At 30.5% G+C, this 25,824-nt stretch carries 26 protein-coding genes; 25 read left to right on the top strand and 1 reads right to left on the bottom strand.

Annotated features, from left to right (window positions below; translation table 11 throughout):
- The first annotated feature begins 143 nt into the window (after nucleotides 1–143).
- The 25 genes from C820_RS08040 (at nucleotide 144) to C820_RS08160 (ending at nucleotide 24,903) form a co-directional block, all read left to right on the top strand.
- Nucleotides 144–1,655: a hypothetical protein gene (locus C820_RS08040; protein WP_004034986.1), complete on the top strand. Its 1,512-nt coding sequence runs from the start codon at nucleotides 144–146 to the stop codon at nucleotides 1,653–1,655.
- Nucleotides 1,656–1,804: 149 nt separating this feature from the next.
- Nucleotides 1,805–2,461, top strand: a complete 657-nt coding sequence (locus C820_RS08045; protein ID WP_004034985.1) for a histidine phosphatase family protein — start codon at nucleotides 1,805–1,807, stop codon at nucleotides 2,459–2,461.
- A complete protein-coding gene (locus tag C820_RS08050; RefSeq protein WP_004034983.1) occupies nucleotides 2,449–3,687 on the top strand; it encodes a BaiN/RdsA family NAD(P)/FAD-dependent oxidoreductase in 1,239 nt (412 codons plus the stop codon). The genes C820_RS08045 and C820_RS08050 overlap by 13 nt, the downstream gene beginning before the upstream one ends.
- Nucleotides 3,688–3,690: 3 nt before the next feature.
- A complete protein-coding gene (gene aroH / locus C820_RS08055) occupies nucleotides 3,691–4,047 on the top strand; it encodes a chorismate mutase (RefSeq protein ID WP_004034981.1) in 357 nt (118 codons plus the stop codon).
- Nucleotides 4,048–4,057: 10 nt separating this feature from the next.
- Nucleotides 4,058–4,741: a (d)CMP kinase gene (gene cmk / locus C820_RS08060; protein WP_004034979.1), complete on the top strand. Its 684-nt coding sequence runs from the start codon at nucleotides 4,058–4,060 to the stop codon at nucleotides 4,739–4,741.
- 1 nt (nucleotide 4,742) lies between these two features.
- Complete coding sequence (locus C820_RS08065) at nucleotides 4,743–5,327, top strand: lysophospholipid acyltransferase family protein (RefSeq protein WP_004034977.1); 585 nt, start codon at nucleotides 4,743–4,745, stop codon at nucleotides 5,325–5,327.
- A gap of 2 nt (nucleotides 5,328–5,329) precedes the next feature.
- Nucleotides 5,330–7,297 carry a bifunctional 4-hydroxy-3-methylbut-2-enyl diphosphate reductase/30S ribosomal protein S1 gene (locus C820_RS08070; protein WP_004034976.1) on the top strand — a complete coding sequence of 656 codons (1,968 nt, stop codon included), beginning with the start codon at nucleotides 5,330–5,332 and terminating at the stop codon, nucleotides 7,295–7,297.
- Nucleotides 7,298–7,859: 562 nt separating this feature from the next.
- Nucleotides 7,860–8,345, top strand: a complete 486-nt coding sequence (locus C820_RS08075; protein WP_004034974.1) for a hypothetical protein — start codon at nucleotides 7,860–7,862, stop codon at nucleotides 8,343–8,345.
- Nucleotides 8,346–8,557: 212 nt separating this feature from the next.
- Entirely contained in the window at nucleotides 8,558–8,761 is a 204-nt protein-coding gene (locus C820_RS08080; RefSeq protein WP_004034972.1) for a hypothetical protein, read from the top strand.
- 102 nt (nucleotides 8,762–8,863) lie between these two features.
- Nucleotides 8,864–9,505, top strand: coding sequence for a deoxyribose-phosphate aldolase (gene deoC, locus C820_RS08085; RefSeq protein ID WP_004034970.1), 642 nt, complete (start codon nucleotides 8,864–8,866; stop codon nucleotides 9,503–9,505).
- A 269-nt stretch (nucleotides 9,506–9,774) separates the two neighbouring features.
- Nucleotides 9,775–10,590: a transporter substrate-binding domain-containing protein gene (locus tag C820_RS08090; RefSeq protein ID WP_004034968.1), complete on the top strand. Its 816-nt coding sequence runs from the start codon at nucleotides 9,775–9,777 to the stop codon at nucleotides 10,588–10,590.
- A 21-nt stretch (nucleotides 10,591–10,611) separates the two neighbouring features.
- Complete coding sequence (locus tag C820_RS08095; RefSeq protein ID WP_004034966.1) at nucleotides 10,612–11,277, top strand: amino acid ABC transporter permease; 666 nt, start codon at nucleotides 10,612–10,614, stop codon at nucleotides 11,275–11,277.
- Complete coding sequence (locus C820_RS08100) at nucleotides 11,258–11,986, top strand: amino acid ABC transporter ATP-binding protein (RefSeq protein ID WP_004034965.1); 729 nt, start codon at nucleotides 11,258–11,260, stop codon at nucleotides 11,984–11,986. Before C820_RS08095 ends, C820_RS08100 begins: the two co-directional genes overlap by 20 nt.
- 61 nt (nucleotides 11,987–12,047) lie before the next feature.
- Nucleotides 12,048–12,371: a tetratricopeptide repeat protein gene (locus C820_RS08105; protein ID WP_162213048.1), complete on the top strand. Its 324-nt coding sequence runs from the start codon at nucleotides 12,048–12,050 to the stop codon at nucleotides 12,369–12,371.
- Nucleotides 12,372–12,633: 262 nt separating this feature from the next.
- Nucleotides 12,634–13,899, top strand: coding sequence for a S1C family serine protease (locus C820_RS08110; RefSeq protein WP_004034961.1), 1,266 nt, complete (start codon nucleotides 12,634–12,636; stop codon nucleotides 13,897–13,899).
- Between the two features lie 111 nt (nucleotides 13,900–14,010).
- On the top strand, nucleotides 14,011–14,901 hold the full coding sequence (gene rsmA, locus C820_RS08115; RefSeq protein WP_004034959.1) for a 16S rRNA (adenine(1518)-N(6)/adenine(1519)-N(6))-dimethyltransferase RsmA: 891 nt from the start codon (nucleotides 14,011–14,013) through the stop codon (nucleotides 14,899–14,901).
- A gap of 69 nt (nucleotides 14,902–14,970) precedes the next feature.
- On the top strand, nucleotides 14,971–16,251 hold the full coding sequence (locus C820_RS08120) for a hypothetical protein (protein ID WP_004034957.1): 1,281 nt from the start codon (nucleotides 14,971–14,973) through the stop codon (nucleotides 16,249–16,251).
- 118 nt (nucleotides 16,252–16,369) lie between these two features.
- A complete protein-coding gene (trmB, locus tag C820_RS08125; RefSeq protein WP_286010426.1) occupies nucleotides 16,370–17,005 on the top strand; it encodes a tRNA (guanosine(46)-N7)-methyltransferase TrmB in 636 nt (211 codons plus the stop codon).
- Nucleotides 17,006–17,085: 80 nt separating this feature from the next.
- Nucleotides 17,086–18,294: a diaminopropionate ammonia-lyase gene (gene dpaL / locus C820_RS08130; protein ID WP_004034954.1), complete on the top strand. Its 1,209-nt coding sequence runs from the start codon at nucleotides 17,086–17,088 to the stop codon at nucleotides 18,292–18,294.
- Between the two features lie 37 nt (nucleotides 18,295–18,331).
- Nucleotides 18,332–18,982 (top strand): HAD family hydrolase, encoded by a 651-nt coding sequence (locus C820_RS08135; RefSeq protein ID WP_004034952.1) that lies wholly within the window; start codon nucleotides 18,332–18,334, stop codon nucleotides 18,980–18,982.
- A gap of 17 nt (nucleotides 18,983–18,999) precedes the next feature.
- Complete coding sequence (locus C820_RS08140) at nucleotides 19,000–19,332, top strand: cupin domain-containing protein (protein WP_004034950.1); 333 nt, start codon at nucleotides 19,000–19,002, stop codon at nucleotides 19,330–19,332.
- Nucleotides 19,333–19,358: 26 nt separating this feature from the next.
- A complete protein-coding gene (locus C820_RS08145; protein WP_004034948.1) occupies nucleotides 19,359–20,348 on the top strand; it encodes a LacI family DNA-binding transcriptional regulator in 990 nt (329 codons plus the stop codon).
- A gap of 215 nt (nucleotides 20,349–20,563) precedes the next feature.
- A complete protein-coding gene (locus tag C820_RS08150; protein WP_004034946.1) occupies nucleotides 20,564–22,495 on the top strand; it encodes a PTS sucrose transporter subunit IIABC in 1,932 nt (643 codons plus the stop codon).
- Between the two features lie 21 nt (nucleotides 22,496–22,516).
- Nucleotides 22,517–23,950, top strand: coding sequence for a glycoside hydrolase family 32 protein (locus C820_RS08155; protein WP_004034945.1), 1,434 nt, complete (start codon nucleotides 22,517–22,519; stop codon nucleotides 23,948–23,950).
- Nucleotides 23,947–24,903, top strand: a complete 957-nt coding sequence (locus tag C820_RS08160) for a carbohydrate kinase family protein (RefSeq protein ID WP_004034943.1) — start codon at nucleotides 23,947–23,949, stop codon at nucleotides 24,901–24,903. The genes C820_RS08155 and C820_RS08160 overlap by 4 nt, the downstream gene beginning before the upstream one ends.
- Before the next feature lie 52 nt (nucleotides 24,904–24,955).
- Here C820_RS08160 and panC read toward each other — a convergent pair whose 3' ends face one another.
- Complete coding sequence (gene panC / locus C820_RS08165) at nucleotides 24,956–25,801, bottom strand: pantoate--beta-alanine ligase (RefSeq protein WP_004034941.1); 846 nt, start codon at nucleotides 25,799–25,801, stop codon at nucleotides 24,956–24,958.
- Nucleotides 25,802–25,824 lie beyond the last annotated feature (23 nt).

Genomic DNA, 25,824 nt, shown 5'->3' on the forward strand with positions numbered 1-25,824 from the left:
TACAATAGTATTTATATGATATATATTGCACATTTTTATTGTGATATTATTGGAGTATATGGTATAATATATAAAGCAGAAAGTTTCATTATAGTGATAAATGAAAAAAGTTATTGCAATATTGGAGAGGTTGAGAATATATCATGAAAAAGACTGTTGAAGAAAAGGCGGAACTTGCCAAACTAAAAATTGATAAAAAGCTGCAAAAACAGCAGCAAAAAGCAGAAAAAATGGAGGCAAAAAAAGAAGCTGCTACAGCTAAAAAAGAGGCTAAAAAGGAATTACAAGAACAAAGAAAAGCAGCCAAAAAAGAAATTGCTTCTGCAAAAAAAGAAACACAAAAAGAATTAGCAGAACAAAAAAAAGCAGCCAAAAAAGAAGCAGCAGAACGAAAGAAAAATGCAAAACAAGAAGCTGCTAGTAAAATAAAGACACTAAAAGAAAATGCAAAACAAGGAAAAACGTCATCAGGAGAAAAAGCAGCAAGTACAAAAGCAAAAAAGAAAGAGAAACCAGCTAAAAAAGTAAAACCAAGTCCAAAAGCAAAGGACAAAGGGAAAGAAAAAGGAGAACAAAGTGCTGGAGGAAATAAAAAGAAACTGTTTGCAGGAGCTTTAGCATTAGTATTTGTGTGTGCAGGTGTAGTAGGATTTTTGCATTTTAGAGGAGGAAATAAAGAAGAAGAAAAAGACCCTTACATAGAAGCATATGTGTTAGATGATGATTTTGTAACGTCTATTCCTAAATTTTTAGGAGAGAGTGAAAAAAGGGCTTTACCAGAAATTACAGAGGAAGAAAATAATGGTAGTAAACGTATTGTATATAACTATACAGAATTAAAAAATGCTGATGAAGAAGTGAAAGATTATATCAATTTTTTAACAGGAGAGCAAGAATTTGTACCTATGTTTGACTATAACTTAGATGCACCTGGAGGCTATGTTTCTGTAGGTACGGCATCTCAAGAAGAAGGCAAAACACTAAAAATAGATATTGACTATACAGATACAGATTATAAAGTAATGGTAAGTAAAACAAGTGAAAAATTGCCAAAACCAAAAGACGACTCAGATAAAATAGATATTTCAAGAGATGGAGCATTAACTTATCTATCTAGTTTTTCTGCTGAAAAATTAGGTTTACCAAAACCAATAGAAGAATATAAAGCGATTTATGATAATGGACAGTCTTCTATAAATAATCATAATTGTTATGGTATTAGTTTATATGAATTAGGAAAAGCAGGTACAAATGAATTTCAAGGAAAATATTTTGTTGCAACAAACCAGAGTGCTATTTATCGTTATGATGTAGAACAAAATAAATACATTGAAATTGAAAATTCAGAACTGCCAGCAAAAGCAACGGAAACATTACAACAAACTGCAGCACAGTTAAATGAAGTATCAGAAAATAGTTCTGATAGTGAACAAGAACAAAATGATAAAACTGAAAAAGAAAACGATAACGAAGAAGAAAAAGAAAATAGCACAGATGAAAAAGACCAAAAAGAAAAAGAAGATAGCAAAGACAAAAAAGACGAAAAAGAAAAAGAAGACAGCAAAGACAAAAAAGACGAAAAAGAAAAAGAAGACAGCAAAGATAAAAAAGACCAAAAAGAAAAAGAGGATAGTAAAGACCAAAAAGAAGAATGATAATAGTAAATAAGAGTATGGTTTTGTAAAAACATACTCTTATTTGTATTTATAAAACAGTTGCATAATTTGTATAGTTTTATATTGAAACACAACAATGTCTGTCTTATAATGAAAAAGTGAAAAATAAAGAATAGGACGGTAAAAATATGAAAACGAGATTTTATTTAATAAGACATGGTGAAACAGAATGGAATGCAAGAGGCATTTATCAAGGATTAACAGATATTCCTCTTTCTGAAGAAGGAGAAAAACAAGCATTATGTTTAGGAAAACGTTTTGAAAATACTTCTATGAAATTAGATGCAGTATATTCTTCTCCTTTGCAAAGAGCCATCAAAACAGCAGAAAGTATAGCAAATGCAAAAGGATTATTTGTTGTACCAGAACAACATTTTAAAGAAATTAATTTTGGAGAGTGGGAAGGGCACAATGTGAAACAGCTAACAGAAAAATATGGAAAAAGCTATACAGATTTTTATGAAAGACCTTTTAGCCATGCTTTTCCTGGAGAGGGAAGTTTTACATTAGTAAAAGAACGTTCTGTAGAAGGATTTTATCAACTTTTGGAAAAACATAAGGGGCAAAGCGTTGCGATTGTATCACATGGCGGTGTATTAAGAGTACTAATTATGGCACTTATGGATATGGACGAAACATTTTATAAAAAAATGTGGTTAAGCAACACTTCTATTACTACAATAGATGTAAGTGAAAATGGAAAAATGGTGTTATTAACATTAAATGATTTTGCACATTTAGAAACAATGAATACATTAAAGGGTGAAAAAGAATGGCAAATGTAATTGTAGTAGGCGGCGGTGCTTCTGGTATGATGGCAGCAGGCAGAGCAGCAGAAAAAGGACATACTGTACATTTATATGAAAAAAATGACCGTTTAGGTAAAAAGATATATATTACAGGAAAAGGACGTTGTAATATTACAAATGACAGTGACATTGAAACACATTTAAACAACATACCAAGTAATCCTTATTTTATGTATAGTGCGTATTATACATTAGATAGCGAAGCCACAAAACAGTTTTTTGAAAAATTAGGAGTACAAACAAAAACAGAAAGAGGAAATAGAGTATTTCCTGTAAGTGATAAAGCAGGTGACGTTGTAAGGGCATTACAAAAATATTTAAAACAAAATAATGTATTGATACATACAAATACAAATGTAAAACAAATATGGATAGAAAATAGTACAGTAAAAGGTATTGTGTTATCAAATGGTAAAAAAGTGCAGTCAGATAATGTTATTGTATGTACTGGTGGGCTATCTTATAGTGGCACAGGCTCTACAGGAGATGGCTATGGTATGGCAAAATCAGCAGGACATACTGTTACAAAATTGTATCCCTCATTAGTGCCTTTAAAAACAAGTGAAAAATGGTGTCAGGATATTATGGGATTGAGTTTAAAAAACTGTTCTATTACTGTAAAAAATGAAAAAGGCAAAACAGTGTATCAAGATTTTGGAGAAATGCTTTTTACACATTTTGGTGTATCAGGCCCTGTTATATTGAGTGCAAGCAGGCATATTGTAAAGGATTTAAACAAACAAATTTACTATATAGAAATAGATTTAAAACCTGCATTACAAGAGAAAACGTTAGATAACAGAATACTAAGAGATTTTCAAAAATACAGCAATAAAGATATTAGAAATGCACTTGATGATTTATTACCTCAAAAATTAATACCAGTTATTATATCACTTTCAGAAATAGAACCTACAAAAAAAGTGCATGATATTACAAAACAAGAAAGAAAAAATATTATACAGCATATAAAACATTTGACAGTTACTATAATAGGTACAACAGGATTTGAAGAGGCAGTAATTACTTGCGGAGGGGTTTGTGTAGATGAAATAGACCCTTCTACAATGCAGTCTAAAATGATAAAAGGATTGTATTTTGCAGGGGAAGTATTGGATATAGATGCCTATACAGGAGGATTTAATTTACAAATAGCTTTTTCAACAGCATATACAGCAGCAGAAGGTATAAAGGAGGAATAAAATATGATTTGTGTAAGAGGAGCAACGACAACAGAGAAAAATGATGTGAATGAGATATTAAAAGCAACAAAAGAAATGCTGGAGTGTATTATAGCAAAAAATGAATTGGAATTATCTGATATTGTGCAGATACAGTTTACAATGACAAAAGATTTAGATGCTGCATACCCTGCAGTTGCAGCGAGAGAAATAGGTATTACACAAGCAGCATTGATGTGTATGCAGGAATTATATATTACAGGAAGCTTGAAAAAATGTATTCGTTGTGCAGTATTATGTGATGTAGACAAAAAACAAAAACAAGCAATTCATGTATATTTACAAGGAGCAAAAGCACTAAGGCCAGATTTAAGTGAGTGAGGGAAAAAGCATGAATAATTATAGCATTGCCATTGATGGGCCAGCAGGTTCAGGTAAAAGCACTGTAGCAAAACAAATTGCAAAAAAATTAAATTTACTATACATTGATACAGGTGCTATGTATAGAGCAGTAGGATTATATTGTTTAAAAAATGGTATTGATTTGAAAGAAGAACAAAAAATTGCTTCTGCATTAAAAAATATAAATATGAGTATAGAATTATTACAAGGAATACAAAATATATATTTGAATGGTGAAAATGTAACAGAAAAAATTAGAACACAAGAAGTAGGAAAAGCAGCTTCTGATGTTGCTGCAATATTAGCAGTAAGACAAAAATTGGTACAAATACAAAGAGATTTAGCAAAAGGGCATAGTGTAATTATGGACGGAAGAGATATAGGAACAAATGTACTACCTGATGCAAGTGTTAAAATATATTTGAATGCAAGTATAGAGGAAAGAACAAAACGCCGCTGTAATGAATTGAAAGCACTAGGGAAACAATATAATAGTGAACGTGTCAAAAAAGAAATTATACAAAGAGATGAAAATGATAAAAATAGAAAACATAATCCTCTTACAAAAGCAAAAGATGCTTTTGAAATAGATAGTTCTGATATGAATATAGAACAAGTAACAAAAGCAGTTTTAAATATTGTAAAACAAAAAATAGCGGATTTGGAGGTGTGATATGTTTTATCAAATTGCAAAAGTGGTGCTAAAAATACTTTATAAAATATTGTTTCGTATGACAGTTGAGGGAGAGCAAAATGTACCTAAAGAAGGTGGTGTAATACTTTGTGCTAATCACAGCAGTAATTTCGACCCTGTAACAATGGGAATTTATACCAATCGAACGGTTTATTATATGGCTAAAAAAGAACTTTTTGAAAGTAAATTTATGTATTGGCTTATGAAGCAATTAAATGCTTTTCCTGTAGATAGAAGTATGGCGGATATGACAGCATTTAAAAATGCAGTAAAACTATTAAAAGAAGGAAAAACAATAGGAATGTTTGCACAAGGCACAAGAGTAAAAAAAGGAGAAGAAAAAGCAGCAAAAGCAGGTGTAGCATTATTTGCTATGAAAGGAAAAGCTCCTGTTGTACCAGTAGCAATCAGTGGAAGTTGTAAACCTTTTTCTTCTATGAAAATAGTGTATGGAAAACCTTTATATTTGGAACAATACAGAGAAAAAAGACTAAATACACAATCTCTCAATGAAATTACAGAAATTATAATGAAAGAAATTGATAATATGAAAGTAGAGGCTTAATTATGGCGGAAATTATAGTGGCAAAATCGGCAGGGTTTTGTTTTGGAGTAAGCAGAGCAATCAATATGGCTTGTGATGAAATCAATAAAAATAAAAATATTTATACTTATGGCCCTTTGATACATAATAAAGAAGTGATAGCAGATTTAGAAAAAAAGGGTATCCATGTGATTGAAAATTTGGAACAAGTAAAACAAGGCACTGTTATGATACGTTCTCATGGTGTAGGACAAAAAGTGTATGATGCTATCAAACAAAAGGGATTACAAATGATAGATGGCACCTGTCCCTTTGTAAAAAGAATACATGATATTGTAAAACAAGCATATGAACAAAAAAAACAAATTATTATTATAGGAGATGGTAAACACCCTGAAGTACAAGGCATAAATGGCTGGTGTGAATATAGTGCTATTATATTAGCAGAAGTAGAACAAACAGAACAAACACAATTTTGTAACAATAAAAATTATACTGTAGTAGTACAAACTACATTCCGAAAAAATAAATTTGATGCTATAATAGAAATATTAAAACAAAAGGGTTTACAATTAGATATTTTTGATACAATATGTTCTGCAACAGCCGAAAGACAGCAAGAAGCTGTAGCATTATCTAAAAATGTAAACAAAATGATAGTAATAGGGGATAAAAGCAGTTCTAACACACAAAAATTGTTTGAAATTTGCAAAAAACATTGTAAAAAAACATATTATATTGAAACAATTTGTAATTTGGTGTTGAATATTTTCGATAAGAATGATAAAATAGGGATAACTGCTGGTGCATCAACACCGCCAGCAATCATTAAGGAGGTAATTGGTACAATGAGTGAAGCATTAAAAGATGCAGTACAAAATAACGGAGGAAGTGAAGAAGAACTAACATTTGAGCAAATGTTAGAACAATCTTTTGTTACACTTCATACAGGAGATGTAGTAAAAGGAACTGTAATCAATATTTCAAATGAGGAAGTTTCTGTAAACTTAAATTACAAATCTGATGGTATTATTCCAAAGGGAGAATATAGTAGAGATGCAAGTATAGTTCCAAGTAAAGTATTACAACCTGGAGATGAAATTGAAGTATTTGTTGTTCGTGTAAACGATGGAGATGGCAATGTTCTTCTTTCCAGAAAACGTATAGAAGACCAAAAAGGTATGGAAGAAGTAGAAGCAGCTTACCAAAACAAAACAATAGTAACAGGAAAAATAGTAGATGTGGTAAGAGGCGGCTTAATTGCTATGGTAAATGGCGTTAGAATATTTATTCCATCTTCACAGGTTTCAAATAAATTTATTGAAGACTTAAATGTATTTAAAGGAAAAGAATTGGAATTTAATATCATTGAATTGGATAAAGTAAAACGTCGTTTTATAGGTGGCAGAAAAGCATTGATAGAAAAAGAAATATTAGAAAAGAAAGCAAGTATATTTGAAAAATTGGAAATTGGTTCTAAAGTAAAAGGAAAAGTAAGCAGAATTACAGATTTTGGAGCATTTGTTGATTTAGGCGGAGTAGATGGACTTATTCATATTTCAGAAATGTCTTGGGGACGCATTACAAATCCAAAAGAAGTATTAAAAGAAGGACAAGAAATAGAAGTTATTATATTAGATGTAGATAAAGAAAAAGGAAAAATTTCACTTTCTTTAAAAGACAGCCAAAGCAATCCTTGGACAACAGCAGCAGAAAAATATCCTGTAGGTTCTGTTACAGAAGGAAAAGTAGTACGCATGGTACCATTTGGGGCATTTGTAGAATTAGAAGCAGGTGTTGACGGATTGGTTCACATTTCTCAGATAGCAAATAAACATGTTGAAAAACCAGAAGATGAATTAAAAGTCGGAGAAATGATTAAAGTAAAAATATTAGAAGTAAATACAGAACAGAAAAAAATTAGTTTATCAAAAAGAAAAGCAGAAGAAAATACAGAAGAAACTCCAAAGGAAGAAGAAAAAGCAGAATAATAATAAAAAGCAGTGGTATAGCCACTGCTTTTCTATTACTTATTTTTGTTTTGTTTATATATTTTATATAATAGAAAAATTATAACAATTGGACAAATGGTATATATGACAATTGGCAATAAAATAATTGAACCCAAAAAAAATGAAAATATAATATTTTCCATAAATTGAATTCCTCCCCATTAGTGTGTTAAATAAATTATTAATAATGTAAAAGTATCTATAATAAAATTCGATTTATGATAAAATATAAAAAAATAATATTATCGTGAAAAAAAATAGAGATTTTGTACTTGATTTGTGATTTAATATATTGTATTGTTTATATAAAATATTATTCAATAAGTTATTCTAAATTATACACGATACGAGAAGAAATAGCAATGAAAAAGATATTTGTATTATTAACAGCAGTTATTAGTATAGGAACTTTTTCAACATCTGCATTTGCTAATGATGATATAGTTCCACCTCTAAAGAAGTTACTGAAAAAATTGTAAAGAAAGAGATACAAGAAGATTTAGATATTCTAAATAATTCTATTAAAACAGAATTGTCAAACATGGATATAACAATTCCAGGTTATAAGGAATTTGATGTAATATTAAGTGATGGTTATATTAGTACTGTAAAAATAAAAACTGAAGAACTAGATACACCAACACCTATTGATATTATAGATGTATATGATGTGGAAAATTATAAATCCTATGTTACTACGATGACTGTAAATAGTCATTTTGGTGGTAAATATACAGGTGGTTCTTTAGAACAAAAAATTTATTATTCCACATTAGGAAATAATAGCGTTGGTTGTACAAAATTATCATATACAGATACTACAATGACTGCTACACCACCTCAAGCTTGTAATATAGCAAATTTAGATTCTAATTTAAAAACTGAAAAAGAAACATACATAGCTTGTAAAGGATATGTAACTATTCAAGTTACAAATCCATGGAGTGTATTCGTATCTGTTTATACTAATATGAGCCTTGATACAGGCGAAAATAAAGTATTACTTGATTTTAGTTACACCATTTAATATTGTTAAAAAAAGAACTTAAATTTAAAGAACTCAAATTTTAAGTTCTTTTTTATTTAACTTTTATTTTTTCAGTAAAGGCAACGAATATATATTTGCTGTCTTTTTATGTATAAAGTGGTGCAAAGTTATACTTATGAAAAGCATTGTGATAAAATTTATAATATGATAAAATGAAAATAATTGATATTATTTAGTGAGGGGATTGTAGTATGAAAAGTAATAAATGGAATATGATACTTGCAGTTAGTAATCTGTTAATAAGTGTTTTGTTTATAGTAAAAATGCAAATGCCAGAGGAAACCATTTCAAAAAAATTTTCTGGTATAGTTGCTTTTGTTTATATGATAAGTGCTATTGTTTATTTTTGCATTTATATTCAAAATAAAAAGTATATAGAAAAAGATAAATGCTGAATATTGTAATAGCATATTGTAGAAAAAGTTGTGATTTTAGAAAAATTGTGATATACTATAAAAGTGTGTTTTTAAAAATAAAACAAAGAGGGGGGATATTGTTTGAATATCATTTGTCATATTGACCATACATTATTAAAACAGACAGCAACGTGGCAACAAATACAACAACTTTGTAAAGAAGCAATACAACAAAAAACAGCATCTGTTTGTATTCCACCAAGTTATGTGAAAAAGGCATCTGAATTTGTAAATGGTCAAATTGCTATTTGTACTGTAATAGGATTTCCGAATGGATATCATACAACAGAAGTAAAAGTGTTTGAAACAGAAAATGCTATAAAAAATGGTGCTAATGAAATTGATATGGTAATCAATTTGGGTTGGGTAAATGATGGGCTTTTTGATTTGGTAGAGCAAGAAATTAAAGCGGTAAAAAAAGCTTGTAGAAATCATATATTGAAGGTAATTGTAGAAACTTGTTATTTAACAAATGAGCAAAAACAAATACTTTGTAAAATAGTAAGTCATTCTGGAGCAGATTATATAAAAACAAGTACAGGATTTGGTAATGGAGGGGCAACAGTAGAAGATATTAAATTATTTTCTGAAAATATATCAAATAATGTAAAAATAAAAGCAGCGGGTGGTATTAAAAGTGTTTCAGATGCAGAAGAATTTTTAAATATGGGTGTAGAAAGATTAGGCTCTAGTTCTTTGTTGAGTATGATAACACAAAAATAGTAAAATAAAGTAAATTATAATTTTTTGGTAATTTACTCTTGTATATATTCGTATAAAACAATATAATATAAACAGTATTGTTTTTAAAGAAACATATTAACATATTATAGTATAAAAAATTATTTGTATCATTGACAAAAGTATTTTTACTGTGTTAGTAAATGTCAAAGATACTCAGTCATTCAGTAAAAGCATCAAGAAAGCATTTGCGGAGGGGCTATGTATTTCTTGATATAAAAAATATCAATCATAAAGGAGAATGAGAAAAAATGAAATTTTTTAAATCAGTAACAGCGATTGCGTTATCATTAACAATGGTTATGGGGCTTGCAGCTTGTGGGGGTTCTGCTACACCAGATGAAACAGAACAAAATTCACAAGAAGGACAAGAAGGAGAAGCTCCATCTGGAGATGTAAAAACATATAAAATTGCAACCGATACAACATTTGCACCATTTGAATTTGAAGATGAAAGTGGAAATTTTGTAGGTATTGACATTGATTTATTAAATGCTATTGCACAAGACCAAGGTTTTGAGGTAGATTTACAGGTATTAGGATTTAGTGCAGCTTTGCAAGCTGTAGAAGCAGGACAAGCTGATGGTATGATTGCAGGTATGAGCATCACAGAAGAAAGAAAAGAAAGATATGATTTTTCAGAACCATATTATGACTCAGCAGTTGTTATGGCAGTATCTGCAACAAATGAAGACATTAAATCTTATGAAGATTTAGCAGGCAAAAAAGTTGCTGTAAAAGTTGGTACAGAAGGCTATGCTTTTGCTGAAAGTATTAAAGATGAATATGGTTTTGAAATGGTAGTATTTGATGACTCTAATGGTATGTATCAAGACGTTACAGTAGGTAATTCTGTAGCTTGTTTTGAAGACTATCCAGTAATTGCATATGGTATACAACAAGGTTTGCCATTAAAACTTAATGATAAACAAGAAGCAGGTAACTCCTATGGTTTTGCAGTAGCAAAAGATAAAAATGCAGAATTGCTTCAAAAATTTAATGATGGTTTAACAAATATTAAAGAAAATGGAAAATATCAAGAAATCGTAGATAGCTACACAAAGTAATCAGGCTAGGAGTAATAGAATATGAATTTTTATGCGTTTTTTTTACAAAATTTGCCAAGATTACTTGAAGGTTTGTCACTTACCCTCCAGTTGACAATACTTTCATTGATTTTTGCCATTATTGTAGGTATGATTTCTTGTTTTTTTAAAATTTCAAGTATTAAGCCTTTGAATTGGATTGCAACAATATATTTAAGCATAATCAGAGGTACGCCTCTCATGGTACAGGCATATTTTTTGTATTTTGGTATTGCATCTGTATTAAATATACAAATCCCATCTTTTTGGGCGAGTGTTATAGTATTAACATTAAATGCAGGAGCATATTTATCAGAAATATTTAGAAGTGGTATTTCCGCAGTAAATAAGGGACAAATGGAGGCAGCAAGAAGTCTTGGATTGCCTTATCATGTAGCGATGAGTAAAGTTATTATCCCTCAAGCAATACGCATTGTTATTCCTTCTGTAGTAAATCAGTTTATTATTACATTAAAAGATACTTCTATCATTTCCGTTATTGGTATGGGAGAATTGATGAGAGTAGGTACATTGATTGCAAACAGAACATTTAGAGGTTTTGAAACGTATGGTATGGTTGCAATTGTGTATTTTATAGTGATTATGATACTAACAAAAATATCTCAAATCATAGAAAGGAGACTTTCCAATGGTAAAAGTAAAGGCTGAGGCACTACAGAAAAAATTTGGCGATTTAGAAGTATTAAAGCATATTGATGTGGAAGTGTATGAGGGCGAAGTTGTTTGTCTAATAGGGCCTTCTGGCAGTGGAAAAAGTACATTTTTGAGATGTTTAAATTTTTTGGAAGAACCAACAAGTGGTACAATAATCGTAGATGATTATAATTTAACAGACAAAAAAGCAGACATCAATAAAATAAGAGAAAATATAGGTATGGTGTTCCAACAGTTTAATTTATTTCCACATTTATCAGTAATTGATAATATTATGCTTGCTCCTGTTGACAGAAAAAAAATGACGAAAGAAGAAGCAAGAAATAAAGGAATGAAACTTTTGAGAACAGTGGGATTAGAAGAAAAAGCAGAAGTTTTTCCAGCACAGCTTTCAGGAGGACAACAACAAAGAGTTGCTATTGCGAGAGCATTAGCAATGCAGCCAGATGTTATGCTTTTTGACGAACCTACATCAGCATTAGACCCTGAAATGGTAGGGGAAGTATTAAATGTTATGAAAAAATTAGCAGAACAAGGTATGACAATGATTGTTGTGACGCATGAAATGGGTTTTGCTAGAGAAGTTGCAGATAGAGTAATATTTATGGACGGTGGCTATATTGTAGAACAAGGCACACCAGAAGAAGTATTTGGAAATCCGCAAAATAAAAGAACACAAGACTTTTTAAATATGGTTTTGTAAATAAAAAGACTGCTTTATTAAGCAGTCTTTTTTGTTATATAAATTGGAGAAATAGATGTGTATGAAAAAACAAAATAATACTTTAAAAAAATATAAACAAAAAGCAATAAAAGGGGATAGTAATGCACAACACCAATTAGCAATATATTATTATAATAGAGGAGAAATGCAAAAAGCAATAAAATGGTGTAAAAAGGCTGCAAAACAAGGAGAAGTAAATGCACAATATGAATTAGCATTATATTATGATGAACAACAGCAACAAAAAGAAGCATTAAAATGGTTTCAAAAAGCAGCAGAACAAGGACATAACGAAGCATTATATTGTTTAACTGTATTTTATGAACAGGGTATTATAACAGAAAAAAATTGTAAAAAACACTAAAATGATATTAAAAGACAAAAAAGAAATAAAATGTATGATACAAAAAATGATAAATGAAATAAATATTATTTTACGAAAATAGTCTTTTTTTATGCTTTTTTTGATAATAGCATTGAAATTAGTAATATTTTAGCTATAATATATTTAAAATTTATTCACTAGTCATTCATATTTTATTCAAATATATGCAGTATACTCATACTCATAGAAAGTATAAAAACGTCATAACAATAAAAAATAAATAGCTAGGAGGAGATATATTATGTTAGAAGATGACAAAAATACAATGAATGAAAATATGGAAGAAAATATAAATGAAACAACACCTATTATAGAAGAAGATAAGTGTTATTATTATGAACAGGTAAAAAGAGCAGAAAAGAAAAAACAGTATAGACCTTGGGCAAAATATATTGCAACTTGCTTGATAATTAGTATTGCAGGAGGGGCAAGTTTTGGTGTAGGTTTAGGTTGGTCACAAAATTATTTTTCTAAAGCATTGCCATCAGATACTGTAACAGCACCAGAAAATTATGCACCTTCTGCAAAAGCAATTTCGAGTACAACAATGAGTAAAAAAGATGTCATAAAAACTGTTATGCCTTCTGTAGTAAGTATTTCTACAAGAATACAAGGAGAGTCTATGTGGGGCATAGTAGAGGGTTCTGGAGCAGGTAGTGGTATTATATTTTATGAAGATGATGAAAAAGTAGGTATTGTAACAAATAACCATGTAGTAAAAGATGCAGCAGAGGTTTATACACTATTTAGTGAAGAAAAAGAAGTAAAAGCCAAAATAGTAGGTAGAGATACTGATGCAGAAATTGCAGTATTAACTGTTTCAAAAGAAGACTTAAAAAAGGAAGGTATAGAACAGATTACAGTAGCAAAATTTGGAAATTCTGATGCAGTAGAAGTTGGCGACGATGTATATGCCATAGGAAATGCTTTAGGAGAAGGAATGAGTGCAACAGATGGCATGATTAGTGCTATAAATAAAGAGGTTACAGTACAAGGTAGTACATTAAAAAATGTTTTGCAGACAAATGCAGCAATCAATCAAGGTAATAGTGGTGGTGCTTTGGTAAATGTAAATGGAGAAGTTATAGGTATCAACACAGCAAAATCAATTTCTGGAGGAACAGCAGAAGGCATAGGATATGCTATTCCAAGTAATAGTGTAAAAGAAATTGCAGAAACATTGTTGACAGAAGGCACAGCACCAAAACCAGGTATGGGAATTTATGTAAGAAATGTGTCAGGAGAAGTAGCAAATTTATATCGTTTGCCTGTAGGAGTTATGGTAGAGCAGGTTATTCCAGATAGAAATGCAGAAAAAGCAGGTATGCAGTCTGGAGATATTATTGTAGAATTAAATGGTAAAAAAGTAATGAATACAGATAATTTAACAGATATATTAAAACAGCTTGAAATTGGGCAAACAGTAGAAGTTTATGTTGTTAGAAATGGAGATACCTCTGTGAAATTAGATGTAGTAATTGGTGATATGAACGAATATGAACAATAAATAAAAAAGAGCATTTTTATAAATGCTCTTTTTTGTTTACAGTATATTTTTGACAAAAAGTAATGTTTTGGGTATAATCTGTAAAAATGTAGTATAAAAAGGAAGGATAGTATGATTGAAAGAATAGCAACACCATCTGTAACAAAAAAAATTATAGAACAAAACGAGTTTTATTTTAAAAAGAATTTTGGACAAAATTTTTTAATTGACAGTAATATATTGCAAAATATTGCAGAATGTGCTGGTATTACAAAAGAGGACTGTGTACTTGAAATAGGGCCAGGAATAGGTAGTTTAACACAGGTACTTGCAGAAAAAGCCAAAAAGGTTATTGCAATAGAAATTGATAAACATTTAATACCTATATTACAGCAAACAGTAGGAGAGTATCAAAACATTGAAATTAGAAATCAAGACATATTAAAAACAGATATAGATGAAATGATACAAAAAGAAAATAATGGAAAAGATATTAAAATTGTGGCAAATTTGCCTTATTATATTACAACACCCATTATTATGGATTTGTTAGAAAATCATAGAAAAGTAGAAAGTATTACAGTTATGGTGCAAAAAGAAGTCGCAGAACGTATGCAGGCACAGTTTGGCAGTAAAGACTATGGAGCATTGTCTATAGCAGTACAATATTATTGTGAAGCTAAAATTGATATGATTGTACCACCTTCTTGTTTTATGCCAAAGCCAAAAGTATCCTCTGCTGTAATTACACTGAAATTGCGAAAAGAACCTATATTAAAAGGGATTGATGAAAAACTCTTTTTTCATATTGTAAAATGTGCTTTTGGACAAAGAAGAAAAACACTTTTAAATAGTCTTTATAATCAATCAAAATTAGGACTTTCTAAAGAAGCACTAACAGAAGTAATACAGTTTGTAGGGCTTGATGAAAAAATAAGGGGAGAAGCACTTTCTATACAACAATTTGGAGATTTAACAAAACAAATTTCTTTAAAACTGCCAGTTGCATATCATAAAAAATAGTTCTGTTTTTTACATTGCTTTCATAAAGTTTATAATAGTAAAGTAGGCTTATTTGGAAGGAATGATAATATGTATAATAGACGATATGATAAAGCATTTGTAATGTTAAAACAAGAATTAGGAGGATTTTCATTAGGGCAGCATTCTGCATGGGGAAGCTGTATTATGGAATTGAAAAATAAAAAAGGACGACTGATATTTTCAGTACAAGGGCTAAAAAAGCTGGTAGATGGCAGAAGATATGAAGCATTTATTATAGCAGGAAAAGGCAATGCTATGAGAGGGATTAACTGTGGCATTGTGGAAGTAGACCAACATGGTAAAGGAGAATTAAAATGGGAATTTGACCCTGATTTGATAGGAAAAAGTGGATTTTCTGTAGAAGAACTGCATACAGTAGCATTGATTGTAAAAGGTGGATATGGTCTTGTAGTACCTTTAGCCGGATATTTTAATGAGAAGGTAGCATGGAAAAAGTGCTTTAAAGAAGAACAACAACAAAAGCCAGATTTGAGAGCAGCAGAAGCGATATTATTAGAAGAACCAAAAGAGAGTATACAACAATCTAAAAAAATGGTACAATTAAAACAAGAAAATACAATTGTAGAAATCGAACCAGAACAGCCAAAACAGCCACAAAATATAGTAGAAGAACAAAAAATTTCTGATACAATACAAAACAAACAAGAAATTTCTCCTTTTCAAAAAAATTTTAAAAATATGCTTTTTAATTTTAAAAGAGAATTAGAAAAATTAGAACAAAGTGGTATATTAACAAAAGAAGAACAAAAAAATATTACACAAATTACAACAAATACACAATCAAAACAAACAGTAATACAACAACAAAAAATAGATGCTGAACAAAAAACAGAAATAAAACAAAAATTACAACAACAGCAACAAACAGAATGTGAACAAAAGCCACAAATAGAAAAAACAGTACAAGAGTTTCAAATACCTCAAGATAATGTAGCAATACCTCAAAATAATATAACAGTAGAACAAAACAAAGAAATTGCATACATATTACAAAATAATGACACATTACAACCTTTTGAAGAAGGAATTTGGAAAAGCATTGCATTAGAAGAACTGGCTGTATTGCCTGTTAATATTACAGAAGTAATGAAAAATTTATTTTATATCTGTGCTTACAGAAAATACAAACATTTTATATTTCAAAAAACAGCAGAAAACGAGTATACCATAGGAGTACCTGCACAATATTATCCTGAAACAAGAAGAGAAGCAGAACATTTATATTTTACGACATTTCAGCCTTGTGGTAAAGAAGTGATGAAAACAGGCTGTTATGGCTATTGGCTCAGAAGTATAAAAGCAGAATAATTTGCTTCTTTATTAGAAAAAAACAAGGTATTGAAGTAATTTGTGTAATATAGTATAATAGCATAAAACGAAAGGAGAATGCTAGTTTTTTACATAGCAATTTTATTATATTATGAGAATGAGAAACAAGCCTTGGGCGGAACAAGAATTACAAACAAATGATAATGTAGTAAAACAACCTACACAACTAAAAGGAAAATGGGCAGAATATTTTGGAAATGAATATCCTATTCATGTAGAAATTGGTTGTGGCAAAGGTGGATTTATTATAGAAAATGCCAAACGCTATACAAATGTAAATTTTATAGGAATAGAAAGACAAACAACTGTAATTGCTATTGCAGCAAGAAAAATAGAACAGTATTTACCTAATTTAGCACTTGTTTGTGACAGTGCAGCAAAATTATCAGATTTATTTGAAACAGGAGAAATAGAAAGAATTTATTTAAATTTTAGTGACCCATGGCCTAAAAAAAGATGTATGAAAAGAAGATTGACATACAGGGAATTTTTACAAAGTTATCGTCATATTATGGGAGAAAGTGGAGAAATCTTTTTTAAAACAGATAATAAAAAACTGTTTGAATTTTCATTAAACGAATTTTGTGCAGATAAATGGAATTTGTCCAACATTTGTTTTGATTTACATAACAGTGAATATATGCAATATAATATTATGACAGAATATGAACGAAAATTTTCTGAAAAAGGTATGCCAATATACAGATTAGAAGCACGATATGACAAAGAATAACAAATAAAAGTCCCTTGTCTTTTGACAGTGGGACTTTTTGGATATTATGGAAAATAAAGAAATAAAGAAAGGAAGATACTATGAAAAAGGAAAGTATAGAAATGGTATGGAATGAAAAAAAAGGAAATGAAAAAGGAGATATTTCTTTTTTAAACAAAGAGCAATCTCAAAAAGCAATACAATATCACAAAAGTTTTGCTGTTTATGAAAAAACACCTCTTGTAAATTTAAAACATTTAGCACAAAAATGTAATGTAAATGCTATTTATTTAAAAGATGAGAGCTATCGTTTTGGATTAAATGCCTTTAAAGTATTGGGAGCAAGTTATGCCATAGCAAATCATATTGCACAAAAAATAGGAAAAGATATTTCAGAATTGTCAGCAGAAAAAATTGCTTCTAAAGAAATAAAAAATAAAATAGGCGAAATAACATTTGTAACAGCAACAGACGGAAATCATGGCAGGGGGCTTGCATGGACAGCGAAACAATTAGCACAAAAGGCAGTGGTATATATGCCTAAAGGTAGTAGTAAAGAAAGATTACAAAATATTATAGCACAAGGAGCAGAAGCAGAAATTACAGATAAAAATTATGATGATGCAGTAAGATTAGCACAGCAGAAAGCAGTAGAAAATGGCTGGGTAATGGTACAAGATACAGCGTGGGAAGGATACGAAGACATACCAAAATGGATTATGCAAGGATATACCACAATGGGATATGAAATAATGGAGCAGTTAGAGCAAAAACCAACACATATTTTTTTGCAGGCTGGTGTTGGAAGTATGTCAGGAGCAATAACAGGATTTTTTGCAAATATTTATAAAGAACAAAAACCGATTATAGTTGTTGTAGAACCAACAAAAGCAGACTGCTTATTTCAGACAGCAAAAGCAAATGATGGTACATTGCATTGTGTAAAAGGGGATATGGATACAATCATGGCAGGATTGGCTTGTGGAGAACCTTGTACAATAGGCTGGAATGTATTAAAAGAATATGCAGATGCCTTTATACGCTGCCCCGAATATGTAGCGGCTGATGGTATGAGAATGTTAGCAGCACCAGTAAAAGGAGATACTGCTGTAGTATCTGGAGAAAGTGGTGCAGTAGGAATAGGCTGTATGGCAAATATATTGCAGAAAGAAGAATTGGAACATATCAAAAAAATGCTAAAAATAGATGAAAACTCTGTTATATTGTGTATCAGTACAGAAGGAGATACAGATGTTCAAAATTATAAAGAAGTTGTTTGGGAAGGAAAATATTCTAAATTTGAAGTATAAAATAATTTAGAGGGGAGTATATGGGAGGTATTGAATTATGAGAAAATTTGATGCTGTAATATTTGATATGGACGGGCTTATGGTAGACACAGAAAGAATAATGCAAAGAGAAGTAAAAGAAATACTAAAAGAAATGGAATTTACTGTAACAGATGAAATTATATTAAAATTAATTGGGCTGACAGATAGTAGAACAAAAGAAGTTTTGGAACAGGAATATGGAAAAGCATTTTGTCACAATATATTTTTAAAAAAGCTTTTGGAAAGAAAACTAAATGTATATCATAATGAACAAATTTGTGTCAAAAAAGGACTGTGGGAGCTTGTGGAATTTTTAGAAAAAGAAAATATCAAAAAAATTGTAGCAACAGGTACAGTAAGGGAAAATATGAATTTAATATTAAAAAGAACAGGATTATTAGAACATTTTGATTTAGCTGTGTGTGGCGATGAAATAGAAAAAGGAAAACCTAGTCCAGATGTTTTTATAAAAGCAGCAGAGAAATTAAATGTACCAAAACAAAGATGTTTAGTATTAGAAGACTCTCAAAATGGTATTATCGCAGCAAAAAGTGCAGGAATAGAAGTAATATTTATAAAAGATTTGGTAGCACCGGAAAAGCAATATATAGAGCAAGTTTATGCACAATGTAATGACTTATCAGATGTTATACAATATTTAATATAACAAGGAGAATATAAAAAATGAGTGGAAAACTAAAAAATATTGAAAAAGGTACAATATTAAAATTAAAAGAACAAATAGTATATCAGCAAGGACAAATTATAAGCAAAACGTTGGTACAAAATGAAGCAGTAAGTTTGACATTGTTTGCATTTGAAAAAGGAGAAGAAATTAGTACACACGCAGCAGGAGGAGATGCTCTTGTAACAGTGTTGGAGGGAACGGGAAAATTTACAATAGATGGAAATGAATTTGTGTTACAACAAGGCGAAAGTATTATTATGCCTAAAGATATACCTCATGCGGTATATGGACAGGAAAGATTTAAAATGCTTTTAAATGTTATATTTTAATGGAGTAGCAAAAGGGGAGAAAGTGCGTGACAATAGCCGAAATTGCAAAACTAGCAGGAGTATCTAGTGCGGCAGTATCTCGCTATTTGAATAATGGATATATTAGCGAAGAAAAAAAGCAAAAAATAAAACAAGTGATTGAACAAACAGGATATAGACCTTCATTGCAAGCACAAACATTACGTACAAAAAAATCAAAATTGATAGGTGTAGTATTGCCAAAAATCAATTCTGAAACAATAAGTAGAATTGTAGCAGGAATAAGTTTCATACTTTCAAAGCATGGATTTCAAATATTACTTGCCAATACAGAAAATAGTGTGGAAAAAGAACTGGAATATTTGAGTGTTTTTCAAAACAATAATGTAGATGGTATTATATTTATTGCAACATTGCTTAGAAAAGAACATAAAAAAATTATAAAACAAATAGGTGTACCAGTGGTAGTAGTGGGGCAAAGAGTAGATTATACAAGCTGTATTTATCACAATGATTTTTTAGCTTCAAAAGAATTGACAGAAATTATGCTTTGCAATGGTAGAAAACAAATAGCATATATAGGTGTTACCACAAAAGATAAAGCCGCAGGATTAGAAAGAAAAAAGGGATATTTGGAAGCATTAAAATCATATCATATTACAGCAGAACAAGATATTATGATAGAAAGTGATTTTTCAATGGAAGCTGGCTATGATGCAATGAAAAAATTGTTTGAAAGCGGCAAAAAAGTAGATGGCATATTTTGTGCAACCGATTTCATAGCGATAGGAGCTATGAAATATTTAAAAGAAAAAAAAATAAACATACCAAATGATATACAAATTGTAGGAATAGGACATACAAAGCTGTCAAGTATTATTACACCTACACTAACGACAGCCCATTTTTATTATAAAACAAGTGGACAAGATGCTGCTGAGATGCTTTTAACATTATTAAAAGAGGAAAAAAGGGTAATTAAAGAGATAAAACTTGGATTTGAAATAATAGAACAAGAAAGTACAAAAAATAATTAATAAATATAAAACTGCCAATATAGTGTAAAATAGATATAAAATACAATATATTAGGCAGTTTTTGTTGTTATTTACAGAAAATAATTAAAATAATTTGTGTATTTTGGCTCTATACAACAGATATAAAAACCGCTATAATATGAAACAAGATATGAAATCGATTTCATAAAAAGAGCAGCGTTTTAATAGAAATAATAATTTAAGAGGGTGAGCTTATGGATTATAAACAGTCAGCAAAAGAGGTTTATGAAAAAATCGGAGGAAAAGAAAATTTAATTTCAGCAGCACATTGTGCAACAAGATTAAGACTTGTTATAGCAGACAATGCAAAATGTGACAAAGAAGCAGTGGAAGAAATTGATGGTGTAAAAGGGGTATTTTTTGCTTCAGGACAGTTACAGATTATATTTGGAACAGGTATTGTAAATAAAGTATATGATGAATTTATAGCAGTTTCTGGCATTACGGCAAGTACAAAAGAAGAAGTCAAAGCAGCAGCAACAGCACAAACAAATTGGTTTAAAAAAGGTATTAAAACATTAGGAGATATATTTGTACCAATTATACCAGCTATCGTAGCAAGTGGTTTTTTGATGGGGATTATGGAATCGCTTAACTTTATGGTAAATAATGGCATTGTAAACATTGATACATCAAGTTCTCTATATGTTTTTGCACAGCTTTTCAGTAATACAGCGTATACATTTTTGCCTATACTGATAGCAGTAAGTGCAGCAAAAGTATTTGGAGGAAATCCGTTTTTAGGTGCAGTTATAGGTATGATAATGATACACCCCAATTTACAAAATGCTTGGACAGTAGCAACAGAGGGCGTATTACAAAAACAAAGTGTATTTTTTGGACTATATAGTATAGATATGGTAGGGTATCAAGGACACGTAATACCAGTTATTATAGCAGTTTGGGTATTGAGTACCATTGAAAAGAAATTACATAAAATTGTGCCAGCAATGTTTGATTTGTTTGTAACACCTTTAGTTAGTGTATTTGTAACAGGATATTTGACATTATCAATTATTGGGCCTATATTTGTATTGATTGAAAATGGAATATTAGGTGGCGTACAATGGTTAATTGCATTGCCTTTAGGTATAGGAAGTTTTATAATGGGTACAGCATATGCAACAACAGTAGTATCAGGTATTCATCATATGTATACCATTATAGACTTGGGACAAATATCACAGTATGGTATGACATATTGGTTGCCTTTGGCTTCTGCGGCAAATGTAGCACAAGGTGCAGCAACACTTGCAGTTTCATTAAAAACAAAAAACAAAAAATTAAAATCAATGGCATTGCCATCTTCATTAAGTGCATTTTTAGGTATTACAGAGCCTGCAATATTTGGTGTTAATATGAGATTTTTTAAACCTTTTGTAGCAGCATCTATAGGAGGCGGTTGTGGTGCGTTATATGCTTCTATAGTAGGTTTAGGTGCAACTGGAACAGGTGTAACAGGTTTGTTTGGTATATTACTTCATTTACATAGACCTATGCAGTATATTATTACAATGGCTATCGCAATAGGAGTTTCATTTGTATTGACATGGGTAATATGGAAAGATGAAGAACAAAAGAAAACAGAAAATAAAACAGAAAATAAAACAGAACAACAAACAGACAAAACACAACAAATAACTATAACAGAACAAAAAGCAGAAATAAAATCATATGATAAAACGGTATATAGCCCTATTCAAGGAAAAGTAATTGCATTAAGTTCTGTAAAAGATGAAACATTTGCAGGAGAATTTTTAGGAAAAGGTGTTGCAATACAGCCAGAAGAAGGCAAAGTAGTAGCACCATTTGATGGCAAAGTAACAGTAGTAATGGATACAAAACATGCTGTAGGTATGACAAGTGATAGCGGTGTAGAAATATTGATACATGTAGGTATGGATACAGTACAATTAAATGGAAAATATTATCAAACGCATGTTAATATAGGTGATGAAGTAAAAAAAGGCGATTTACTTTTAACATTTGATAAAGAAGCGATTGTTGCAGAAGGCTATGAAATTACAACACCAGTTGTTATTACAAACACAGCAGATTTTAAACAAGTAAATGGTTTGGCAGAAAAACAAGTACAAAAAGGTGATGTTATTATAGACATTGAATAATTTATTTTGAGGTGAAAAATAATGAATGTATTACTTCAATATTTAAGCAAACAGTTAGATATAGTAGAAAAAGATGCTTTTTCAACAATGCACCAACAAAAATGGAGGGCGGGGTATCATTTGATGCCCCCTGTAGGTTGGCTGAATGACCCGAATGGTTTATGTATGTATAAAGGAGAATATCATGTATTTTTTCAATACTCTCCTTTTGATGTAGAAGGTGGATTGAAATTTTGGGGACATTATAAAAGTAAAGATATGCTTCATTGGGAATATTTAGGAGTTTCACTTTTTTCAGACCAACCTTATGATGTGCATGGTGCATATTCAGGTTGTGCATTTATAGAAAATGAAAAAATGTATTTGTATTATACGGGCAATGTAAAATTAGAAGGAGATTTTGACTATATCAATGAGGGTAGACAATCTAATACAATATTGGTAGAAAGTGACGATGGTATTCATTTTAAAGAGAAAAAGTGTATACTTACACAAAAAGATTATTCAGATGGTTTAACACTTCACGTACGTGACCCTAAAGTTTGGAAAGAGAATGATGTTTATTATATGGTATTAGGAGCAAGAACAAAACAGCAAAAGGGCGTTGTATTGCTGTATACTTCTAAAGATAGAATAAATTGGAAATTTAAAAATACATTAACAACACAGCAGAATTTTGGATATATGTGGGAATGTCCTGATTTATTTGAATTAGAAGGGCAAAAAATACTTTCTGTTTCTCCTCAAGGATTGCAAATGCAAGGAAGAAATTATCAAAATATACATCAGTCTGGATATTTTTTGATGCAAGGAGATTATGAAAATTATACATTACAAAATTTTAAAGAATGGGATAGAGGATTTGACTTTTATGCTCCTCAAACATTTTTAGATGAAAAAGGCAGAACAATATTAATAGGCTGGGCAGGTATACCTGATGAAAAAGGATATACTAATCCAACAATAAAACAAAACTGGCAGCATATGCTGACAATGCCAAGAGAATTAAAATATAAAAATGGAAAAGTTTATCAAATGCCTGTAGAGGAAATGAAACAACTTAGAGAGTACGAAATTGTTGTAAAAAATAATATGACAATAATACCTTCATTTGAATTAGAAATTGACAATAAAAGCGGAAAAAGTTTTTCTATTGAAATAGATAATGATGCCATAATTGAATTTAATAAAGAACAATGCTATTTTGAAATTTGTTTTAAAGGAGAAATGGGAGCAGGTAGAAAAAGTCGCTCTGTAGATTTGAAACAATGTGACAAAGTAAATATATTTGCTGATAAATCTATATTAGAAATATACATTAATGAAGGAGAAGAAGTATTTTGTACAAGATTTTATCCACAAAATGATGAAGTTGTGCTATACTATCATTGTGACACAGAATATTGTAAAATGTGGCATATGAATAGCTATAGTATGGGGAGGAATATTGTATGAAAAAATTGGTAGCAATAGGAGAAGCATTAATTGATTTTATACCAACAGAGAAAGGTTGCTCTCTAGGAGAAGTGGATACATTTCACCCTGTTACAGGAGGGGCACCTGCAAATGTTTGTGGTGCATACACAAAGCTGGGCGGCATATCCAATATGATAACACAGTTAGGTAAAGATGCCTTTGGAGATAAAATAGAAAAAGATTTAAAATATTTTGGCATCAATACAGAGCATATTTTGAGAACAGATGAGGCAAATACTTGTTTAGCATTTGTATCATTGATGGAAGATGGTAATAGAGAATTTTCTTTTTATAGAAAGCCAAGTGCCGATATGCTTTTACAAAAAGAAGATATTGACCAAAAGTGGTTTAAAGATAGTTTTGCACTGCATTTTTGCTCTGTTTCATTAGGAGAGTATCCTATGAAATATGCTCATAAAACTGCTATAGAATATGCAAAAAAAGCAGGAGCAATGATAAGTTTTGACCCTAATATTCGCTTACCTTTGTGGGACGACCATGAAGCATTAAAAAAGACAGTGTTAGAATTTTTGCCTGAAGCTGACATTTTAAAAATTTCAGATGAAGAATTAGAATTTATTACGGGCTGTAAAACAATAGAACAAGCAAAGGATATTTTGTTTAAAGGCAATGTAAAATTAGTGCTTTTTACAAAAGGGGCAGATGGAGCAGAAGTATACACAAAACAAATGAAAGCTGTTTCAGAAGGAAAAAAAGTGAAGGCAGTAGATACAACAGGAGCAGGAGATGCTTTTATAGGTTCTTTTTTGTATCAGCTTTCCGCGGATGGTGTGACAGCTCAAAATCTTTCTGAATTGTCAGAGCAAAAAGCAATAGAATATATGGATTTTTCTAATGCGTATTGTGCTTATAGTGTGCAGGGAAAAGGAGCAATTGCTTCTTATGCTACTATGGCAGAAATGAAAAAATAATATAAAAAGCCTCCTATAGTTTTTATAGGAGGCTTTAAACATAGAAGAAAAATTATAATGTAATAGAAAAATTATCAATTAAACGTGTTTTACCAATAAATACAGCCATAGCAACTAAAATTTGACCCTGCAAATTTTCTATAGGTTCCATACTAATACCGTTTACCACATCTACATAGTCTACACGTGCTAAAGGTTCTTTTTGTATATTTGCTTTTAGTGCATCAGTAAGAGCTTTTCCGCTACGTTCGCCTTTTGCAATCATTTCTTTTCCTAAAAGTACAGTTTTGCTTAGTATTAATGCGGCTTTTCTTTCTTCAGCATTTAGATAAACATTTCTGGAAGATTTTGCTAAACCGTCCGCTTCTCTAACAATAGGACAACCTACAATTTCAATATCAAAAGAAAGGTCACGTACCATACGACGAATGACTGCTAATTGTTGAGCATCTTTTTCGCCAAAAAATGCTTTATTTGGCTGCACAATATGAAACAGTTTAGAAACAACAGTACAAACACCTTTAAAATGTCCAGGTCTGCTTTTACCACAAAGTTGTGTTGTTAAATTTTCCATATCTACATAAGTACAAAAATCAGGAGCATACATTTCTTCAGAAGAAGGGTGAAATACTAAATCTACACCAATTTTTTCTAATATAGCACAATCATGTTCAAAATCTCTAGGATAAGAAACTAAATCTTCTGAAGGGCCAAATTGTATAGGATTTACAAATACACTAGCTACTGTTTTATTACATAAAGCAACAGATTGTTTTGCTAAACTGGCGTGCCCTTCATGAAGATAGCCCATTGTGGGTACGAAACCTACTGTTAAACCTTCTTTTTTCCATTGTTTTACTTGTTCCCTTACTTGTGCAACTGTTTTTGCAATTATCACGGTTTAAACCACCTTTCTAAAAC

Source organism: Clostridium sp. MD294 (assembly GCF_000364165.2).
Taxonomy (GTDB): domain Bacteria; phylum Bacillota; class Clostridia; order Lachnospirales; family Anaerotignaceae; genus Coprocola.

Bases quoted from the DNA above. Each gene is read 5' to 3' on its own strand.
- C820_RS08135 (WP_004034952.1), top strand. From the start codon at position 18,332: ATGAGAAAATTTGATGCTGTAATATTTGATATGGACGGGCTTATGGTA.
- C820_RS08045 (WP_004034985.1), top strand. From the start codon at position 1,805: ATGAAAACGAGATTTTATTTAATAAGACATGGTGAAACAGAATGGAAT.
- C820_RS08105 (WP_162213048.1), top strand. From the start codon at position 12,048: ATGAAAAAACAAAATAATACTTTAAAAAAATATAAACAAAAAGCAATA.
- C820_RS08080 (WP_004034972.1), top strand. From the start codon at position 8,558: ATGAAAAGTAATAAATGGAATATGATACTTGCAGTTAGTAATCTGTTA.
- C820_RS08040 (WP_004034986.1), top strand. From the start codon at position 144: ATGAAAAAGACTGTTGAAGAAAAGGCGGAACTTGCCAAACTAAAAATT.
- cmk (WP_004034979.1), top strand. From the start codon at position 4,058: ATGAATAATTATAGCATTGCCATTGATGGGCCAGCAGGTTCAGGTAAA.
- dpaL (WP_004034954.1), top strand. From the start codon at position 17,086: ATGAAAAAGGAAAGTATAGAAATGGTATGGAATGAAAAAAAAGGAAAT.
- C820_RS08065 (WP_004034977.1), top strand. From the start codon at position 4,743: ATGTTTTATCAAATTGCAAAAGTGGTGCTAAAAATACTTTATAAAATA.
- C820_RS08140 (WP_004034950.1), top strand. From the start codon at position 19,000: ATGAGTGGAAAACTAAAAAATATTGAAAAAGGTACAATATTAAAATTA.
- C820_RS08120 (WP_004034957.1), top strand. From the start codon at position 14,971: ATGTATAATAGACGATATGATAAAGCATTTGTAATGTTAAAACAAGAA.
- C820_RS08070 (WP_004034976.1), top strand. From the start codon at position 5,330: ATGGCGGAAATTATAGTGGCAAAATCGGCAGGGTTTTGTTTTGGAGTA.
- C820_RS08090 (WP_004034968.1), top strand. From the start codon at position 9,775: ATGAAATTTTTTAAATCAGTAACAGCGATTGCGTTATCATTAACAATG.
- rsmA (WP_004034959.1), top strand. From the start codon at position 14,011: ATGATTGAAAGAATAGCAACACCATCTGTAACAAAAAAAATTATAGAA.
- C820_RS08150 (WP_004034946.1), top strand. From the start codon at position 20,564: ATGGATTATAAACAGTCAGCAAAAGAGGTTTATGAAAAAATCGGAGGA.
- aroH (WP_004034981.1), top strand. From the start codon at position 3,691: ATGATTTGTGTAAGAGGAGCAACGACAACAGAGAAAAATGATGTGAAT.
- C820_RS08110 (WP_004034961.1), top strand. From the start codon at position 12,634: ATGTTAGAAGATGACAAAAATACAATGAATGAAAATATGGAAGAAAAT.
- C820_RS08095 (WP_004034966.1), top strand. From the start codon at position 10,612: ATGAATTTTTATGCGTTTTTTTTACAAAATTTGCCAAGATTACTTGAA.
- C820_RS08050 (WP_004034983.1), top strand. From the start codon at position 2,449: ATGGCAAATGTAATTGTAGTAGGCGGCGGTGCTTCTGGTATGATGGCA.
- C820_RS08155 (WP_004034945.1), top strand. From the start codon at position 22,517: ATGAATGTATTACTTCAATATTTAAGCAAACAGTTAGATATAGTAGAA.
- trmB (WP_286010426.1), top strand. From the start codon at position 16,370: ATGAGAAACAAGCCTTGGGCGGAACAAGAATTACAAACAAATGATAAT.
- C820_RS08100 (WP_004034965.1), top strand. From the start codon at position 11,258: ATGGTAAAAGTAAAGGCTGAGGCACTACAGAAAAAATTTGGCGATTTA.
- C820_RS08075 (WP_004034974.1), top strand. From the start codon at position 7,860: ATGGATATAACAATTCCAGGTTATAAGGAATTTGATGTAATATTAAGT.
- C820_RS08160 (WP_004034943.1), top strand. From the start codon at position 23,947: ATGAAAAAATTGGTAGCAATAGGAGAAGCATTAATTGATTTTATACCA.